The 17,201-nt window shown below is 72.9% G+C and carries 13 protein-coding genes; 12 read left to right on the forward strand and 1 reads right to left on the reverse strand.

The annotated features are described in order from the left end of the window. The first annotated feature begins 339 nt into the window (after window positions 1-339). The 11 genes from IPQ09_14705 to IPQ09_14755 all read left to right on the forward strand — a co-directional run bounded on the left by IPQ09_14705 (window position 340) and on the right by IPQ09_14755 (window position 11,821). The gene (locus tag IPQ09_14705; GenBank protein ID MBL0195446.1) at window positions 340-2,358 is read left to right on the forward strand and encodes a hypothetical protein; all 2,019 of its coding nucleotides are present in this window, start codon (window positions 340-342) and stop codon (window positions 2,356-2,358) included. Then, the gene (locus IPQ09_14710) at window positions 2,355-2,786 is read left to right on the forward strand and encodes a hypothetical protein (GenBank protein MBL0195447.1); all 432 of its coding nucleotides are present in this window, start codon (window positions 2,355-2,357) and stop codon (window positions 2,784-2,786) included. Before IPQ09_14705 ends, IPQ09_14710 begins: the two co-directional genes overlap by 4 nt. Then, window positions 2,783-3,016 carry a DUF4266 domain-containing protein gene (locus IPQ09_14715; GenBank protein ID MBL0195448.1) on the forward strand — a complete coding sequence of 78 codons (234 nt, stop codon included), beginning with the start codon at window positions 2,783-2,785 and terminating at the stop codon, window positions 3,014-3,016. Before IPQ09_14710 ends, IPQ09_14715 begins: the two co-directional genes overlap by 4 nt. After that, window positions 3,001-4,131 (forward strand): DUF3570 domain-containing protein, encoded by a 1,131-nt coding sequence (locus IPQ09_14720; GenBank protein ID MBL0195449.1) that lies wholly within the window; start codon window positions 3,001-3,003, stop codon window positions 4,129-4,131. Before IPQ09_14715 ends, IPQ09_14720 begins: the two co-directional genes overlap by 16 nt. Window positions 4,132-4,135: 4 nt before the next feature. After that, entirely contained in the window at window positions 4,136-4,717 is a 582-nt protein-coding gene (locus IPQ09_14725; GenBank protein ID MBL0195450.1) for a hypothetical protein, read from the forward strand. Next, window positions 4,696-7,167 carry a hypothetical protein gene (locus IPQ09_14730; GenBank protein ID MBL0195451.1) on the forward strand — a complete coding sequence of 824 codons (2,472 nt, stop codon included), beginning with the start codon at window positions 4,696-4,698 and terminating at the stop codon, window positions 7,165-7,167. The genes IPQ09_14725 and IPQ09_14730 overlap by 22 nt, the downstream gene beginning before the upstream one ends. 18 nt (window positions 7,168-7,185) lie before the next feature. Beyond that, a complete protein-coding gene (locus tag IPQ09_14735; GenBank protein ID MBL0195452.1) occupies window positions 7,186-8,223 on the forward strand; it encodes a hypothetical protein in 1,038 nt (345 codons plus the stop codon). A gap of 757 nt (window positions 8,224-8,980) precedes the next feature. Then, window positions 8,981-9,238 carry a hypothetical protein gene (locus IPQ09_14740; protein MBL0195453.1) on the forward strand — a complete coding sequence of 86 codons (258 nt, stop codon included), beginning with the start codon at window positions 8,981-8,983 and terminating at the stop codon, window positions 9,236-9,238. A gap of 141 nt (window positions 9,239-9,379) precedes the next feature. After that, the gene (locus tag IPQ09_14745; protein ID MBL0195454.1) at window positions 9,380-10,267 is read left to right on the forward strand and encodes a hypothetical protein; all 888 of its coding nucleotides are present in this window, start codon (window positions 9,380-9,382) and stop codon (window positions 10,265-10,267) included. Between the two features lie 246 nt (window positions 10,268-10,513). Then, complete coding sequence (locus IPQ09_14750; protein MBL0195455.1) at window positions 10,514-11,158, forward strand: M23 family metallopeptidase; 645 nt, start codon at window positions 10,514-10,516, stop codon at window positions 11,156-11,158. A gap of 84 nt (window positions 11,159-11,242) precedes the next feature. Further along, window positions 11,243-11,821, forward strand: a complete 579-nt coding sequence (locus IPQ09_14755; protein MBL0195456.1) for a hypothetical protein — start codon at window positions 11,243-11,245, stop codon at window positions 11,819-11,821. Between the two features lie 6 nt (window positions 11,822-11,827). On the opposite strand, the gene IPQ09_14760 is transcribed toward IPQ09_14755, so the two are convergent. After that, window positions 11,828-15,562: a protein kinase gene (locus IPQ09_14760; protein ID MBL0195457.1), complete on the reverse strand. Its 3,735-nt coding sequence runs from the start codon at window positions 15,560-15,562 to the stop codon at window positions 11,828-11,830. A gap of 68 nt (window positions 15,563-15,630) precedes the next feature. On the opposite strand from IPQ09_14760, the gene IPQ09_14765 reads away from it, so the two are divergent. After that, the gene (locus IPQ09_14765) at window positions 15,631-17,001 is read left to right on the forward strand and encodes a sigma 54-interacting transcriptional regulator (GenBank protein ID MBL0195458.1); all 1,371 of its coding nucleotides are present in this window, start codon (window positions 15,631-15,633) and stop codon (window positions 16,999-17,001) included. Window positions 17,002-17,201: the final 200 nt, after the last annotated feature.

Here is a 17,201-nt window from a genome sequence, read left to right on the forward strand (position 1 = left end):
CTTGCCACGGGAGCGTCGCCCCGTTCACGGCGTTCGAGCCGCCGATGGAGCTCGACGGCGCGCTCGTCTTCTCCACCGAGGCGGTGCGAAAGAACTACCACGCCGCGCGCATGCACCTCTTCCTCGCCGGCGATCCCGCGCTGTCGCGCCTCGTGCGGAAGGCGCTCCCGCTCGACCGCGGTGGCATCCTCCATCGAGGGGGGAACGGCATCTTCTTCGCCCCGTCGGGCCCGGACCCGGGCTCCGACCCCACCGTGCGGGCCATCGTTGGCTGGGCAGGGGCCGAGCGCGAGGAGGCTCGGGACCCGCGGGCCTCCCGGCCTCCGCGGTGTGGTGCTCGTGCGCGGCCCCGTGGCTCCCGCGCCGGCCTTCGAGCACGACGCGTTCACTCCGGGGACGGACCTCTGGGTGCTCGAGCCGCCAGTGCCCGGCGGCACGCTGCGGAGCCTCACCGCGGCGGCCCACCCCGAGGGGCCCGCGGACGTGCGCGACCCTGCCGTTAGCCACGACGCCACGCGCGTGGTGTTCGCGATGCGAAGGAGCGTAGAGGACGCCCACAACCTCTACGAGATTCGCGTCGACGGGACAGGCCTGGTGCAGCTCACGCACGACCTCGGGCGGCTGCCTCGCGGCGGTCGCGCGGCCAACGTTCAGCCCACCTACGGGCCCGACGGACGTGTGTACTTCGTCTCGACGCGCGCGGGCCATCTCGCCGACACGGGCGCGCTCGACACCGAGATCTGGGCGGTGAGCCCCCGCGACGGAGCTCTCGAGCGCGTGACCCACGATCCCTCGCCCGAAGCCACTCCGGCGTTCATCGGTACGGGCAAATCGTACGGCACGCTCTCCTTCACTGTGCTCCGCGGGCTCGGTGGCCGCTCGAAGGGCGTCGTATTCCGGGGGCCGCTCGACCGGAACAAGAAGTACCACGGCGACCCGGAGCTCCACGTGCACCACGGCATCACGCCGGCCGCCGAGCTCGTCTACGGCGCGCGGGCGATGCCGGACGGGCGGTTCGCCGCGGCGCTCTTCGACCGCGCGAGCGTGTGGCGCGGTGGCCGGCTCGCCGTCTTCGATCGCCAGCTCGGACCGGAGATCGCGGGCGGCCACGAGGCGTCGAGCTCGGAGCCCGGCTACCGCGCTGCGTTCACGGTGCTCGACGAGCGCGCGGCCACTTCGGGGCGCTCGCCGGGGGGCGTGTACCGGCACCCCGTGCCGCTGCCGGACGGACGGATCCTCGTGAGCTACGCTGACGGGCCCCTCGATCTTGGCGCCACCGCCCCGTCGCCCTCGCTGTCGCTCGTCGCGCTCACGCTGTCCGAGGACCCACGGACCGGCCGCCCGGCGATCGCGAAGCGTGAGGTGCTCGCGACCGACCCGGGCGGCGCGATGTACGACGGTGAGCCGATCGCGCCGAGGCCGCTCGAGGACGATCCGACGCACGAGCCGGCGTGGGATCCCTCGCGCGAGACAGGCACGCTCTCGTACCGACACGTCGAGACGCTGGAGGCGATCATGTCGTACCTGGAGCCGCGCGGCGCGAAGCCCCTCCGCGCCGACCTCGTCTACGCGCGCCTCGTCGAGGCGGTGCCCACCACTCCCGACGATCTCGCCCAGGGCCCCGTCTCGCTGGGAGCGCACGGCCGCGCGCGCATCCTCGCGGAGGTGCCCCTCGCGGGGGGCTCGCTCCACCTGGAGGTGCCGGCAGGGAGGCCGTTTCGCGTGCAGACGCTCGACGCTGCGCGCATGGCGGTGGGCGCGCAGCACGACCGCTGGATCGACGTGGCGCCCGGCCAAGTGTTCCCCGGTGGAGTCTCCCCGGAGCTATATCCCACGCTCTGCGCGGGCTGCCACGGCGCGCTCTCCGGACAGGCGTCGAGCGTCGGCGGGGTGGTGCCGGACGTCGTGACCCAAGCGTCGGTGACCCTCGCGACGCACGCCAACATGGACCCGCGGCGGCCACTCCCGCCCACCAAGGTCGGCGACGCTCCGATCGCGGTGGACTTCCGTCGCGACGTGAGGCCCTTGCTCGCTCGCTCGTGCGCCGGCTGTCACGGCGGCGCGACACCGGCTGGGGGCCTCGACCTCGCCGCGCGCACCACCGCTCGGTTCGACACCGCCTACGAGGCCCTCCTCGCGCCTGGCGTGGGCTCGGGGAACGGGAAGCGCTACGTCGACGAGCCCGGCTCGAGCGCCTTCACGAGCCACCTCACCGAGCGCATCTACGGCCGCGAGCTCGGAGCTCCGCGCGCTGGGGTCGGTGCAGCTTGCACGGGATCTCCTGCGCTATCCGACTCCGAGCGCCTCGTCTTCGTGCGGTGGATCGACCTCGGCGCCACGTACCGGGGCTCACCGTGAGGAGCGCGTGCGCGTGCGCTCTGTCGCTGCTCGCTGCCTGCAGCGCGCCGGCGCTCGAGCGGGTGCGCCTGCCGGACCTCGATCGTGCCGTGTTCGAGCGCGAGGTGCAGCCGATCCTCGCGTCGCAGTGCGCGAACCCCACGTGCCACGGGAGGCCGGAGCGCCCCCTCTCGCTCTTCGCCCCGGGCCGGTTCCGGCGCGTGCCCGAGGAGCTGCACCTGCCCGGCCCACTCACGCCGGAGGAGCTCGACCACAACTACCGCGCGAGCGTCGCGCTGGCCGCGGACCCCGCGCCCGGCGACGATGCCCTCCTCGCTCGCAAGCCGCTCGCCGGGGGCGGGCTCTACCACGGGGGAGGCGCGGTCTTCGACGGCCCGACAGACCGCTCGTATCGCACCCTCCGCGCGTGGATGGAGACCGGTCGATGACGACCCTCGCACATCGTCCTGCGTTCGCGTTCGCGTGCGTGCTCGCGTTCGCGCTCGGGGCCTCGTCCTGCGCTCCGGTGCGGCCCTGGGAGCGCAGCGTCCTCGCCTCGGAGCCGATGCGCCCAGACGCTCGCCCCGAGGAGTCTCGCGCGAGGGGGCACATGCTCGGCGCGAGGGAGACCTCACAGGGGGCGACCGGCGAGAGGGGCGGCGGATGCGGCTGTCGCTGACCATCCCGCTCTCTCTGGCGCTCGGCGGTCTCGCCGTCGCGGCCAGCCCGGCGGCCTCCTCGGCTCAGACTCGCGCGGCCGGCTGGGTGGCCGTCTACGGCGCGAGCGACGGCCTCGTCGTGGTCTCGCCACAGGTGAGCGCGAAGGCCGAGGTGCGCGACACCCTCGAGGTGCAGGGTGGCTACGAGGTGGACGTGATCAGCGCGGCGAGCGTGGATGTCATGACCGCCGCCTCGCCGCGGGGCTACACAGAGGTCAGGCAAGCGGTCACCGCGGCGACGACGTGGAGGCCCAAGCCCGAGGCCCGCTTGAGCGCTCGCTACGTGCCGAGCTGGGAGCCAGACTACCAGTCGCACTCGGTGTCGGCATCTGGCTCCCACGAGTGGCTCTCGGGCAAGCTGACGACGGACGTGGGCCTGCGGGTCTCGTCCGACGAGGTCGGGCGCACCGGCGCGTCTCGCGACACGTGGCGCCCGCTCCACACGGGGGGCATCGACGCGGGGATCGGGTGGGTCTTCGGACCTCGCACGGTGGGGCAGCTCGCGTACGAGACGCAGGTGTCGAGCGGTCTTCAGTCGAGCCCGTACCGCTTCGTGCGCATGTACGCGCCGGGCTCGCCCGCCGCGGCGAGCGTGCCTTTCGGTGTGACCGAGTCGGTCCCCTCGGAGCGGGTGCGCCACGCGCTCGGCGGCGCCCTCCGCCACGCGATCACGCCGCGGTGGTTCGCGACGACCTCGCTGCGCTTCTACGCGGACAGCTGGGGAATCGCGAGTCACACCGAGGAGGTGGAGCTTCAACACATGGCCTTCGGACAGCGCCTCCTCACAGGTCTGTCGGCGCGGGTGTACGGCCAGAGCGCCGCGGCGTTCTATGAGCCTCACTACGTGTCGGACGGCGATCTGCCGCGCTACCGGACCGCCGACAAGATGCTCGTCCGCTCGCTCACCGGGCTCGCCGGGCTCCGTGGCTCGTACCTCGTGCGCACGCTCGGGGCGCTGCGCGACCTCCGCTTCACGGCGAAGCTCGAGCTCTATACGCAGCGCTTCTTCGCCTTCGCGCCGCTTGCGCTCCGTCACTCGATCATCGGGTCCTTCGGGATCGCCGGGGAGCTCTGAGATCATGGAAAAATCACCTACTTCGCCTGGCCGCCCAACGGGGACTCTCGTCGCAGCGCTCCTCCTCGCGTGCGCATGTACGGGAGGTGGCGGCCTCGCCCCTGACGCCGACGCTCCGGACGCCGACGCGTGCGTACGGCCGCTCGAGCTGTCGTGGGGCCGCAGAGAGGGCGCGGGCTTCACACCCTTCCGCGACGGGGATCCCGGCAAGATTACCCTTGGATTTCAGGGCTTTCGCTTCATCGACGGAGTGGCCAGGCTGGGCGGAACCCAGGCGAAGGCCGCCTCGTTTCGCTTGCAGGTTACGGTCGACGGTCACCGCCCGTCCACGCAGGACGTGGGGAGGATAGATCTGGTCGCGGGCCCGGACGGGGCGCTCTACGCCGAGCCGCTCCAGCTCTTCTTCAACGACACTCCGCTGCCAGAGCTGTTGGGTCGAAACGCCGCCGTGGTCCTCCGCGCGAGCACACCCGCCGCGGGGGGCTCTGGAGCGTGCTCGGCCCAGCAGTCGATGAAGCTCGCGCTCGAGCGCGGCGGCTGTCAGGCCGCCGACGGAGGGACCGAATGCCCCGACGCTGGACCCTGAACCTAGCCCTCGCCGCCGCGCTCGCCGCCTCCGCTACCGCGGCGGACGCGTGCTCCTCCCCTACGCTGGAGGGGCGTCGCACGCTCGAGCCAGGCCCGAACCCGTTTGGCCCCGGGGAGCCGCTGTGGGCGCCGCAGCCGCACCGCGATCACCCGGGCGCGCTCGCCATCACCCCAGACGGGCGCAAGCTCTACGTCGCGCTCGAGGGGACCGAGGACGAGCCGGGCTCCGAGATCTCGGTGGTCGACACCGCGAGCGCGCGCGTCACGACGCGCATCCGCGTTGGGGCGAGCCCGTCGGCGATCGCGATGCACCCCGGCGGCAGCTACGCCGTGGTCACTCATCGCTACTCGCGCTTCGCCTCCGTCGTCGACGTGCGCGCCGACCGCGTGGTCTCCGAGGTGCCGATACCCTACTACACCACCGGCGTGATCTTCACTCCGGATGGGCGCCGCGCCTACCTGGCGAACCGCTGGAAGGACAGCGTGCTCCGCTGGGACGTCGCCATCGACACATCTCTTCGGGTCGTGTCTACGAGCTACTCGGGCGCGCCGGACGACGCGAGAGTGGGCATTCCGGTAGGCGACAACCCCCGCGACCTCGCGGTGTCTCCAGACGGCGACACGCTCTACGTCGCCAGCCTGACCGGCCTCTCTCTCTCGGTGATCGATCTTCGTCGCGACGTGGAGGTGCGTCGGGTCGGGCTTGGCTCGCCTCCAGGCGGGGTCGTCGCGCTCGGGCGGTGGGTGTTCGTCACGCACACCGGTCGCGGATCGCAGCATCCTCCGGACGAGGGCTTCGACACCGACGGCGACGGCAAGCCTGGCGACGGGACCGCTAACGTCATGTTCCAAGATCTCCAGAACGAGATCGCCGTGTTCGACGCGACCGGGACCTTGGTGAAGAACTTCACGTCGGACACCATCTGCTGCGCGGACTTCCGCGACGTCGATCCAGCGCACCCGGAGCGGGGCGCCGCGCTCCCCGCGCCCGACACGTGGCCGGCGTCGCGCCTCGCGTTCCTCCCTCCTCGCGACACATGGATCGTCGCCGGGGCGCTGCCCGAGCGCATGGCCGCCTCGGGGGACACGCTGCGGGTGGTCTACTCCGGCTCCAACGAGGTGCAGAGCTTCCGGATCGCGCCCGATGGCGCCCTCTCCGCGCTCGACCGGGCCGGCAAGCTCCACCAGACCGGGATGAACCCGCAGCAGATCGTCCTGTCTCCCGACGGCGCCAGGGCGTACGTCACCGAGCGACTCGGAGAGCACGTCACCGTGCTCGACCTTCGCGCGGGGCCGGGGGCTGAGCGCCGAATACCCGTGGGCGATCTGTCTGGCGGGCCGTTCCCCGCCACCGACGCCGAGCTCGGCGAGGGCATCAACTTCGTGACCGCGAAGCTCACCGTGGACGGCGACCAAACCTGCGCGCACTGCCACCGCGAGGGCGGCAACATCGCGAAGGCGATCGCCATGCCGCTGCAGGCCGATCCGGTCTGGGGCAATCGAATGGTGATGGCCTATCGCGGCGCCTTCGACACGCGCCCTTGGTTCATGGAAGCCGCGATGAGCGAGACCAACTTCTTTCCGGTCATCAATGAGTTCGCTCGCAAGGAGAACTTCTGCTGCGAGCAGATTGACCCGCTCGTGTGGTCGAAGTATCCGTCGCCGGAGCGCTGCGCGTCCGAGCCGGGGCTCGCGGGGTGTGCGCACGTGCTCGACTGCGCCAACAACCCTCCTTTGGAGTGCAAGGGCCGCGCCTACGGTAGCCAGCACCTGAAGCGAAATGCACACTTTCTCGCCGCGTCCAAGGAGCTGTTTGGTCGCGACCACACCTTCGGCGACGCGCTCTTCGCGACCGTGTCGGCGGACGATGGCGCAGACCGGCGCGAGGCGATACCCCTCGACTTCAACGGAGTGACGCGCGCGCTCGGCGTCTTCTTGCTCCAGCGCCCTCGCCTCCTCCCGAACCCCAACGCCGCGATCGACGGCGCGTCGGCGCGGAGGGGCGAGCGCGTCTACCGAGCGCCAGCGGTCGGGTGCAACACGTGCCATCCCCTGCCGCTCACTACCGTGACACGCGAATTCAACCCCTCGGGGGTGCCGCTCCGGTTTCCCGCGGTAGTGAGCCCGCGGCGGAAGAGCACCGGCGAGGAGGTCGATCGCGTGACACCTGGATTTCTCCAGACCTTCCCCGAGGCGCAACAGGACCAAGGGGGCGTACGCTTCGGGGTCCCGCAGCTTCGAGGCATCTGGGACAGGGCGCAGGGCTTCTTTCACGACGGGCGCGCGCCGAGCCTCCGAGAGGCCCTCGCGACGCCGGGACATCCGGGGCTGCGCCCGGGCGAGCGAGGCTTCAACGAGACCGACGGTATGCCCGACACCCACGGCGCCACGTCCACTCTGTCAGCGGAGGAGCTCGACGACCTCGTCGCGTTCCTCCTCACCCTCTGAAGGCTCTCGAGGAGAACGATGCGAACGAACGGAATGCGGAGTCGAAGCGTCTTGGCGATCGCCGCGCTCGGGGCTGGTTTGTGCGGCTGCCCGGGCGCGAGCCCCGTCGCGCCGGCCGAGGCCGACGCGGCCCCCGCGCCGCGCTGGACCCTGCTCCGCGACGCGCTCGACCGCATCCCGGTCTGCGTGTGGGGCACGTCCCCGGACGACGTCCTCGTGGGAGGGGGGAGCTTCGGCGCCGGCGGCGGGGCGCTCCTGATGCGCTGGGACGGCGCGACCTTGACCGAGGTCCCCACCGGGAGGACCGAGTCGATTTGGTGGCTGCACGGAGTGTCCAGTCGTGACTTCTGGGCCGTCGGCGAGAACGGGCTGGCGCTCCACTGGGATGGCCAGCGGTTCACCACGGTCCCTACCGGCACGACCGCCACGCTCTACGGGGTCTGGGCCGCGACCGCGACCGACGTTTGGGCCGTAGGCGGCACCGCGTCCGGGAGCGGGCCCAACGACGTGCTCCTCCACTATGACGGTGTCGCCTGGAAGCTCGTCACGGTGCCCTCGCCGGCGAATGCCACGTTCTTCAAGGTGTGGGGGCGGAGCGCCAACGACGTGTTCGTCGTCGGGCAGGGCGGCGCTCTCCACTACGACGGAGTCACATGGACGCGCGAGCCCCTGCCCGGGATCTCGCTGTTCACCGTCCACGGTGGAGCGCGGGGCGTATACGCGATCGGGGGCCCGCCGCCCACCCTGCTGCGTCGCGATGGCGCGGGCTGGTCACCCGTTCGGGTCCCGGAGGACATGAGCGGGATCATGAGCGGCGTGTACGTCGACGCCGACGCGGTGCACATGGTCGGAGAGCGTCACCAGCGCTTCCGCTTCGACGGGCAGGCGACCTTCCTCGACGACAGCGCCGCGGGGGCCGAGAGTCTGGCGCGCGTGGACCTGCACGCCGTGTGGGGCGACGGCCGGGGTGGGGCCTTCGCGGTGGGAGGCAACTACATGATGCTCGGATCGCCCGGCGCGAAGCCTCGGGGCACCGTGCTTCGGTTCAGCAAGTAGCCTCCAGCTGCGCGTCAACGCGACCGAACGCCGCCTGCGTGACACGGAAGGAGCTCAAGGGGGGGAGCGCGAGGTACGAACGCCCCCGCCGCGAGGCGCGGGCGAGGCGGGCCGCCGCCACCCCACGGATCGTCGACGAGCCTCCCCTGCCGCTCCCATTTCTTGCTGCGAACCGCGCTCCCCTGACGAGGCATGCCGGTCGCTGATGGGGGGGGGCATGCACCCCTTCGCGCCCACCGGCTCGGGCCTCGGGGCTGGGATTGGCGACGCTCGCGCGGCCCTCGTGGCCCCGCGTGCCGGGGCGCTCACCTCGCCGAACAGCGGCGCGGTCCGCTACCCGGCGACGGGGGCGAGGCTCTCGTTGCCGCGCGCGACATGCTCTGCGCTGCAGCGCTCGAGCCTGAGGGAGCCACCGTGATCGCGTTGGGAGGTGTCGGCGTGGTCTCCGCGGATGTCCCGAAGGCGGCCGCGAGCCTGGCAGGTCTTGGCCTGGAGATCCGCCTGATCCGCGCCTCGGCGCTTCACGCGGCCGACGGCGGGCTGACGTGTCTCTCGCTCCGGATTCCTCGCGAGGGTGCCTGGACAGTGTGAGCCCCACGCGTTTTGGGGGGCCGGAGCACCGCCGGGTCTCCCTCTCGGGTCGCTGATCACATCACGCGCGAGAGAGGCGCTCCCGAGCCGTGGGTCTAGTGGCGGCCTGCACCTCAAGTCGGCGTGCACGCTCGCCAGCGCGACGACGCTCGTCTACGCGCCGGGCGTGCTCGCGCCCGACGCGCTCGATGTCCTTCGCGCCGCCGGCCTCACCTGTGTCCCGGCGCTCGAGCCCGAGGGCGCCAACGTGCTCGCCTTCGGGGACGTCGTCGTGGTCTCCGCGGACGCCCCGCGGACGGCCGACAGCCTGGCGGCCCTCGGCCTGGAGATCCGCGCGATCCGCGCGACGGCTCTTCACGCGGCCGACGGCGGGCTGACGTGCCTCTCACTCCGAATGGCTCGCGACGGGGAGTGGACCGCGTGAGCCCGCGCGCCGTTCGCGCGCGCTCCACGCGGCAGAAATCGGCCCGCTCGGCCGCTCGCGAACGCGAGTAGCGATCGCCGTCGGCCGCTCGTACGATGGTCACTTGTCATTCGCGAGGGGGCGAGTGGAGTGAGGAGCGAGATGAAGCCTGCAGACATGACCGCGCGTGGGATGTTGGCCGTGTGGGTGGTGGGGCTCGCCACGGTCGCAGGGGCATGCTCCGGTGAGACCGCGCCTGCCCCGGGAGAGGCCGAGGCGGGGGCGCCCTCCAGGACCACCACGGTCCCGGTGCCACCGCCGGCCCCGACGACGTCGGGCTCGGCCGGCCTCGACGCTTCGAGGCCACCGACGGACGCGTCGGACACGTCGGACGCGGCTCCCGATGCGCCGACCGACGCGGCTCCCGATGCGCCGACCGACGCGGCTCCCGATGCCTCCGACGCGGCCCCGGATGCCTCCGACGCGGCCCCGGATGCCGGGGGTTCGACGCTCGTCCAAGGTGCCGACGGCGTCCTCCGGGGGAACATCGTCGTGGGAGGCGAGCGGATTTGGGACGGGAGCGCCACGTTGGGTTCGGCGAGCTGTCCCGTTGGGGCGATGACCATGCGCGGCTGTTGCCGCTACTTCGGCAACTTCATGCGGGGGGCCGCCGTACCGCTCGAGCTCGACCTCGCCACGGGCGCCACCACGATCGCGGGCATCGGCATGTCGCTCGGCGCCCCCGCGCCTCAGGCGGACGGCACGCTCCGCTTCCAGCGGGCGACCATCACGGTGGCGACGCCCATGTGGCGAGTGGGCGTAGAGATCGCGCGGGCCGCAGGCGAGTCGGCCCAGGAGATCGACGAAATGTCCAAGCTCCTCGACGTCGCCCGCCCCATCTCCGACTCGCTCCGCAACATGGTGGTCACCTGGCACCCCACGACGAAGGTCTTCTCTCTCCGCCTCGATTCGACCGGGTTCCAGGGGAACGCGAGCGCGTGTGCGAGCGGGGTCTCGACCTTCGGCCGCGTCACCCTCTCGGGGCGCTGAGGCATCGAGTCCCCTGGGGCCGGGCACGAGGCGAAGGGCGAGCGACTCACGCCGGTCGCACCGCGCCCTGGCGGGTCGCCGCCACCCCACGGATCGTCGACGAGCCTCCCCTGCACCGCCCTCTTCTCCCGCAAACCCGCGCGCCCCGCGCTGGCATGGCGGTTGCTGTTTGGGCAGCATGCAAGCCCTCCCACACGTCGCCCTTGCCTCGAAGCGGGTCTCACCGCGCGGGGAGCGCTGCTGGGCATGGCGACGCTCGCGCTGCTCTCCTGGGCCCCGCGCGCGGCCGCGCTCACCTCGCCGATCAGCGGCGCGGTCCGCTACCCGACGGGGTCGAAGCTCTCGTTGCCATTCCCCGCGGGGTCCAAGATCAAGCTGCTCTCGGGTTACAGCCCGAGCGGCGGCTCGTCGCTGCACGCCGACACCAACGCCAGCGGCAAAGCCAACGATCACTACGCGCTCGACCTCGTCTACGACGGTCAGCCGGACGCCGGAAAGGGCCTCCCGGTCGTCGCCCCGCTGGCGGGCAAGGTGGTCAAGGCGGGGTGGGCGACGTCCGGGTGGGCCAACTACGGCCAACGCGTCATCTTGGAGCACGACCTCGGCGACGGGCACAAATACCACAGCCTCTACGCTCACCTCGACTCGGTCACGGTCACGGAAGGCGCGACCGTGAGCGCCGGGCAGAAGCTCGGCGCTCTTGGGCAGTCGTGCCAGGGAGCGCTCTCGTGCGCTTCGTTCTCGACACCGCACCTGCACTGGGTCCTGCACCGCGACAGCCTGGTCGGAGGCAGCGGCACGGGCGGCTCCTACGGCGGCAACGCGGCGGTGCCCGAGCCAATGGACGGGGCCGAGAACCTGATCCGATTCCGCCCCAAGGGCGCACGCTGAGCGAGAGCGAGCCGCTGTGCTTCAAGACCGCAGGGTCGCCTGCGTACTTGGCAGTCGGCCGCTGCGGGCCACGGCGGCTCGTTGATGTTCACGCTCGCGACGAGCGACGCCAACCCAGACAACTATGCGACCTGGGATCTGAACTCTGCCGACGCCGGCGACTACCTCGTCGAGGTCTATACCGCCAAGGCGTACGCAGCGGCGCAGCGGGCGACGTACACAGTGAGACACGGCGCGCGGACGTCGCAGAAGGTCATCGACCAGACGGCCCAAGATGGCTGGCAATCGCTCGGAACCTTCGCGTTCGCGCGAGGGGCGGCGCAGTCTCTGCGGCTCGACGACAACACCGGAGAGGCCGTAGGCCTGAAGCGCCAGCTGGTGTTCGATGCCATTCGGGTGACTCGAGCCGGTGACACCGGCGCCGACGGCGGCGGGGTGGGGACTGGCGGCGATGCGGGGCCGCGGGGCGATGCCGGGCCCGCGAGCGCCTCCGGCGGTCCGAGCGGCGCGGGAGCGAGCGACCTCGAGCGCCTCGAAGACGAGACGGGCGGGTGCCAAATCCGCGCCGGCGCCACCTCGCCTGAGGCGGCGGGGACGGGCGTGCTCGCGCTCGCGCTCGCGGCGCTCGGGCGGCGCCGACGCCGCGCGGGAGCGCCTGAATAGTCGGGGTTAGTCGCCGGTCGCGCGGCGGAAGCCGGGGGCGAGCATCGCTGCCCACCGCCCGGGCTCTTCGATGTCCTCGTCGGCCATGCGCGCGTCCGCCGTGCGGACCAGCTCGAGGCCCTGGGCTCCCCCCGTGAGCCGCCCGCGCTGTCGCCGCGCGCTGGCGGCGTAGAGCCGCATGTCGCACGCGTCGAACGCGCACTCCGCGCGCACCAAGAGCGCCGCGGCGCCCTCCAGGTCGCCCAGCACGGCGCGCGCGCCCGCGCGGATGAGCAGCGCGAACGGAGCGGCCCACGCGACCCCCTCCGCGTCGAGTTTGTCGGCGTCGGCCCGCGCCACCTCGGCGAGCCGCGTCGCGCGGGACGGCGCGTCGTCGGCGGCCGCGACGGCCGAGAGACCACGCTCGTAGTGGGCCACGATGCGGTTGGCCTGGGCGCGGAGCAGCTGCGAGCCCTCGAGCGCAGCGAACGAGCGCGCGAGGCGGTCGTACGCGTCGACGCCGCGTCCGTCGTAGCGGTCGACGTGGGTCTCCGCCAAGAGCGCCACGTAGTGCTGCAGGTGGAACGCGTCGCGCGACCAGCGCGCCATCACGGCGACCGGGTATGCGCGCGCGCCGGCCACGTCGTCGGCCGCGAGCATCACCCACGTGGTCGAGGTCGTGAGGTTCGCTTGCGCGTAGAGATCGCGGCGCTGCTCGGCGGCGCTCAGCGTCGCGGGGAGCCTCGCGGCGAGCTCGCGCACGCGGCCCGTGTAGAAGAGAGACCAGGCGGTCACCATGTCGGTCGTCGCGACTTCCCATGGCACGCCGCTGCACTCCTCGCGGAACACGCGCTCGGCCTGGGCGTACCACCGGAGCGCGCTGGTCCAGCGGCCGGCGGCGAACGCGTCGCACATGCCCGTCACGAGCAGCGCGAAGCCGCGCAGGTGGGGGCTCCCGAGGCGGTCGGCGAGGTCGCGCAGCTCGGCGGCCAAGGCCTCCGCCTTCGCGCGTCGGCTCGCTCCGACGAACGCGTTGGTGGTCGTCTCGAAGGCGAGCGCGCGGCCGATTCGGTAAGCGTCTCCATGTCTTAACGATAACAGGAGCGTGCGAGTCGCGAAGTCGGCGCCGCGGATCATGTCGACGCCGTTGAGCCCCACGGTGAGGGCCCAGCACGCGTCGATGCGGAGGCGCTGTTCGGGAGAGACCTCCGCCTCGGACCGCTCGCGGAAGCGCGTACCGCGCAGCGCGAGCTCGGCGCGTCCAACGAGCAGCGACGCGAGCGCGAGCCGCGGTGAGCGCGGGAGCCACACGCCGAGCGGCGAGAGCACCCCGCCGAGGACCTGAAGTCCCTCGTCGATGTGCCCCGAGCTCAGGAGCTGCTCGGCCGCGCGGCGGCGGAGCTCGAGGGCCGGCGTGCGGTCGCGCGGGTCGTGGGGGTCGCGCGGGTCGCGCTCGGCGGCGCGCAGGAACGCGGCGGCCGCCTCTGCGCCGCGCCCCGCGTTGGCGAGCGCCTCGCCGCGACGCCGCTCGAGCTCACAGCGGCGCGCGGGGGTGAGTCGGCTCCGCCGCAGCGCGAGGGCGTAGAGTCGCGCGGCGCGCTCGAACGCCAGCGCGTGCGCCGCGCGCTCGCCCGCGATTGCGGCCAGATCCGCCGCGCGGTCGCGCTCGCCCGCGCGCCCCCAGTGCTCGGCGAGCTGCTCGGGATCGCCCTCTCCGCGCCCCTCGAGCGCGGTCGCGACGCGCCGGTGCAGCTCGCGCCTGCGGCTCGGATCCAGGGCGGCGAGCACGGTCTCGCGCACGCGGTCGTGGTAGGTCTCGACCGTGTCCGCGTCCGAGAGGCCGCGCGCCCGGACGAGCCGCTGGGAGCGCAGCGTCGCCAGCGCGTCGCGCGGCTCGGCGCTCTCCGCCGCGTGCGCGACGAGGTGCTGTGCGACGGGGCCGCCGGCGATCGCGACCACCTCGAGCAGCCGCCGCGCGCCCTCGTCGAGGCCGCGGATGCGCTCCTCGAGGAGCCGCGTGAGGGTCACCTCGTCGCGTCCCCCGCGGAGCGCCGCGTGCGCGAGCTCCCACACGTAGAAGGGGCTCCCGTCGGACTCGCCTGCGATCGACGAGGCGAGGCCGTCGAGCTCGGCGAGCGGGCGCCCCGCGGCGGAGAGCGCCGTCAGCGCGAGCTCGAAGGCCTCGATCTGAGTGAGCGCGCCTAGCGGGACGTGCCTCGTGTCGCGCCAAACCCCGTGCTCACGCGCCTCGGTGAGCAGCGCCGTCACGCAGGCGCTCTTCGCCGCCTCCTCGCTGCGGTAGCTCCCGAGGAGCAGCAGGCGCGGCGCGGCCGGAGGGCGCTGTAGCTCGACGAGGACTCGCGCGCCGTCGAGATCGCCCCACTGGAGATCGTCGACCGCGAGCACGAGCGTGTGCTTGCGCCCGAGCGCCGCGAGCAGCCGCTTCAACGCCAAGAAGCCGCGCCGTCGCAGCTCCTGGTCGTCTTGCACGACGGGCGCCTCGAGCGCCGCCTCGGCGATGGAGGGGACGCGGAGCAGCGCCGGGAACACGCGCGCCAGCGAGGCTGCGTCGGGCGGGAGCAGCGAGGCGCGCTCGTCACGATCGAGCGATGTGAGGTGCTGGGCCAGCGCGTCGACGAGCCCGTCGACGGTTTTGTACGGGACGGTCTCGCGCTCGAAGCATCGGCCGCGCAGCACGAGGACGTCGCCGTCGGCCTCGAGGTCGTCGAGCACACGTTCGACCAGCGCCGTCTTGCCCATGCCTGACTGGCCCGCCAAGTGGACGGTGACCGAACGGCCCTCGCGGACGTCCCGGACCGCGTCGGTGAGCGCGCGTCGTTCGGCGTCGCGACCCACGAACGCGTCGAGGGGCTCGCCGAGCCGCGAGGCGGGCGCGTCGACCCCGAGCGCCGTCAGTACACGGGCCTCGGTCGGGCGCAGCTCGGGCCGCCGCGCGAGCAGCTGCGCGGCGAGGTCGGCGAGGTCCGCGGGCGCGCCGGCCGCGACGGCGAGCGGGTGTGGGGGATCCTCGAGGAGCTTGCGACGGAGCAGCTCTCCGAGCGGGCCGTCGTGCGGGCAGTGCCCCGTCAGCGCCTCGTAGAGCATGACCCCGAAGCTGTACCAGTCGGAGGCGGGCGACGGGCGGGCGCCCGTGACCTGCTCGGGCGCCATGTACGCGGCCGTGCCGATGAGCGGCTCGCTCTCCACGTCGCGCCGCCGGCTGCGGACGAGGCCGAAGTCGAGGATCACGAGGCGGCCGTCGTCGTGCACCATCACGTTGGAGGGCTTGAGGTCGCGGTGCACCTTCCCGGCGCGGTGGAGCGCCGACAGGCCGAGCGCGAGCTGGCCGAGTGCGTGACGCAGCCGCGGCACATCGACGGCGCCTTCCGGGCGGTCCTCGGCGCGCGAGGGCGTCTCGGTGGCGGACCGTAGCGCCTGCGACAGGCTGACCGTCGCTTCTTCGCCGTGGGGTCCCCGGCGGACGTACGCGAGGAAGTCGACGCCAAGCACGAGATCCATCGTGAAGAACGGCTCGCCGTCGTCCGCGGTGAGCAGCTCATGGAGCCGTACGAGGTTCGGATGGACGACGTCAGCGAGCGATCTAAACTCACGTTTTAACTGTTGAATTTCGACAGGTCCGACGCGCGCGAGCCGCTTCAGCGCCACGCGCTTGCCCTGCTCGCGGTCGAGCGCTTCGTAGACGACTCCCATGCCTCCCGCCCCGAGGCGCTGCCCGATCTGGAAGCGGGGCGCGGTCGCCATGCCCCGAAGGTACTAAGGGGCCGCGACGGGTGGGCAAAGATCCGCGCGGCCCGTATGCTCGCGGCGCCGTGGACGCAGACACCGAGCGACTCGACGAGGAGGACCGCGCGCGCGCCGCGCCCGGGAGCCCAGGCGCTTCACGCCTCTCGCTGCTCGTTTATCACCCCGGTGGAGCCCAAGCGATCGAGCTCGAGACCGGCCGCGCGGTGGTGGTCGGTCGCGGCGACGCTCCCGCCGGCACGCTCCAAGACGCGACGCTCTCGCGAAAACACGCGCGCTTCACGCGCGGCGCGGGGACGGACGTCGAATGCGAGGACCTCGGCGCGAGCAACGGCACCTGGTTCCGCGGCCGGCGCGTCACCAAGGTGGTGCTCGCGCCCGGCGACGAGGTGCGGCTCGGCGCGGTCGTCGTCGAGGTCCACGCGCGCGCCGCGTCGCTCGTCGGCACCCGGCCGCCCCCCGCGGAGGAGCTCGGGCGGCCCATTCTCGCCAGCGCCGCCATTCGCGCCGTGTTCGCGGAGCTCGCGCGGGCGGCCGCGTCCGCGATCCCCGTGCTTCTGCAGGGCGAGACGGGCGCGGGCAAAGAGGTCGCGGCGCGCGCGCTTCATGAAGGCGGCCCACGAGCCGCGGGCCCCATGCTCACGGTGAGCTGCGCCGCGATCCCCGAAGGGCTCGTCGAGAGCACGCTGTTCGGCCACGAGAAGGGCGCGTTCACGGGCGCGGGAGAGCGGCGCCGCGGGGCCTTCGAGGTGGCTTCGGGGGGGACCCTCCTGCTCGACGAGATCGGCGAGCTCCCGCTCCACGGACAGGCCGCGCTCCTGCGCGTCCTCGAGAGCAACCTGGTCGTGCGGGTGGGCTCGACGCGCGAGCTCCCGGTCGACGTGCGGGTGGTCGCCGCCACCAACCGCGATCTCCAGGCGCGCGTGCGCGAGGGCGGTTTTCGCGCCGATCTCCTCTACCGGCTGAACGGCCTCACGCTCACGGTGCCGCCGCTCCGCGAGCGTCGCGACGACATCCGCCCGCTCGCCGAGGCGTTCTTGCAGCGCGCCGTCGCCAGGACCGGCGCCGCGGCGCGGACCCTCGACGCCGCCGCCCTCGACGCGCTGACGGCGTACGCGTGGCCGGGCAACGTGCGCGAGCTGCGGAACGTCGTCGAGCGCGCCCTCGTGGTCTCCGCGCGCGATCCGATCACCCTCGCAGAGCTGCCTCCGCACGTCGCGTCTCCGGTCGCGGAGGCACGGGGCCCGGAGCCTGCGCGCCCGGCCGGGCGGCCGGCCGAGGCGGCCCGCGATCTCCGCGCGACGGTGCAGAGCTACGAGCGAAAGATCATCGCCGAAGCGCTGGCGGCATCCTCCGGCAACCAGACCGAGGCGGCGAAGCGACTCAACATGCCCCTCCGCACGTTCGTTCGGAAGGTCAAGGCGCTGAATCTTCGCTGAGCCGCTTCGGCCGCTCCGGGCCGCGCCAATGGCCCTCTTGGCGTTCGTGCACCGCTGGCCGAGCCTCGCACGGCGGTCGCCGCGCAGGATGTAGACCCCGCGAATCGTGACGGGTCGCGGCCGAGCCACTCCTGGCGCCGTCCTCACCCTCCCGTAGGCCCGTGTCCTCTGAGCCCTCCGCGCCGAGCTCTCCAAGGGGC

This window comes from Myxococcales bacterium, assembly GCA_016720545.1.
GTDB lineage: Bacteria > Myxococcota_A > Polyangia > Polyangiales > Polyangiaceae > JAAFHV01.

Bases quoted from the DNA above. Each gene is read 5' to 3' on its own strand.
- IPQ09_14745 (MBL0195454.1), top strand. From the start codon at position 9,380: ATGAAGCCTGCAGACATGACCGCGCGTGGGATGTTGGCCGTGTGGGTG.
- IPQ09_14730 (MBL0195451.1), top strand. From the start codon at position 4,696: ATGCCCCGACGCTGGACCCTGAACCTAGCCCTCGCCGCCGCGCTCGCC.
- IPQ09_14735 (MBL0195452.1), top strand. From the start codon at position 7,186: ATGCGAACGAACGGAATGCGGAGTCGAAGCGTCTTGGCGATCGCCGCG.
- IPQ09_14720 (MBL0195449.1), top strand. From the start codon at position 3,001: ATGCGGCTGTCGCTGACCATCCCGCTCTCTCTGGCGCTCGGCGGTCTC.
- IPQ09_14725 (MBL0195450.1), top strand. From the start codon at position 4,136: ATGGAAAAATCACCTACTTCGCCTGGCCGCCCAACGGGGACTCTCGTC.
- IPQ09_14750 (MBL0195455.1), top strand. From the start codon at position 10,514: ATGGCGACGCTCGCGCTGCTCTCCTGGGCCCCGCGCGCGGCCGCGCTC.
- IPQ09_14760 (MBL0195457.1), bottom strand. From the start codon at position 15,562: ATGGCGACCGCGCCCCGCTTCCAGATCGGGCAGCGCCTCGGGGCGGGA.
- IPQ09_14715 (MBL0195448.1), top strand. From the start codon at position 2,783: ATGACGACCCTCGCACATCGTCCTGCGTTCGCGTTCGCGTGCGTGCTC.
- IPQ09_14755 (MBL0195456.1), top strand. From the start codon at position 11,243: ATGTTCACGCTCGCGACGAGCGACGCCAACCCAGACAACTATGCGACC.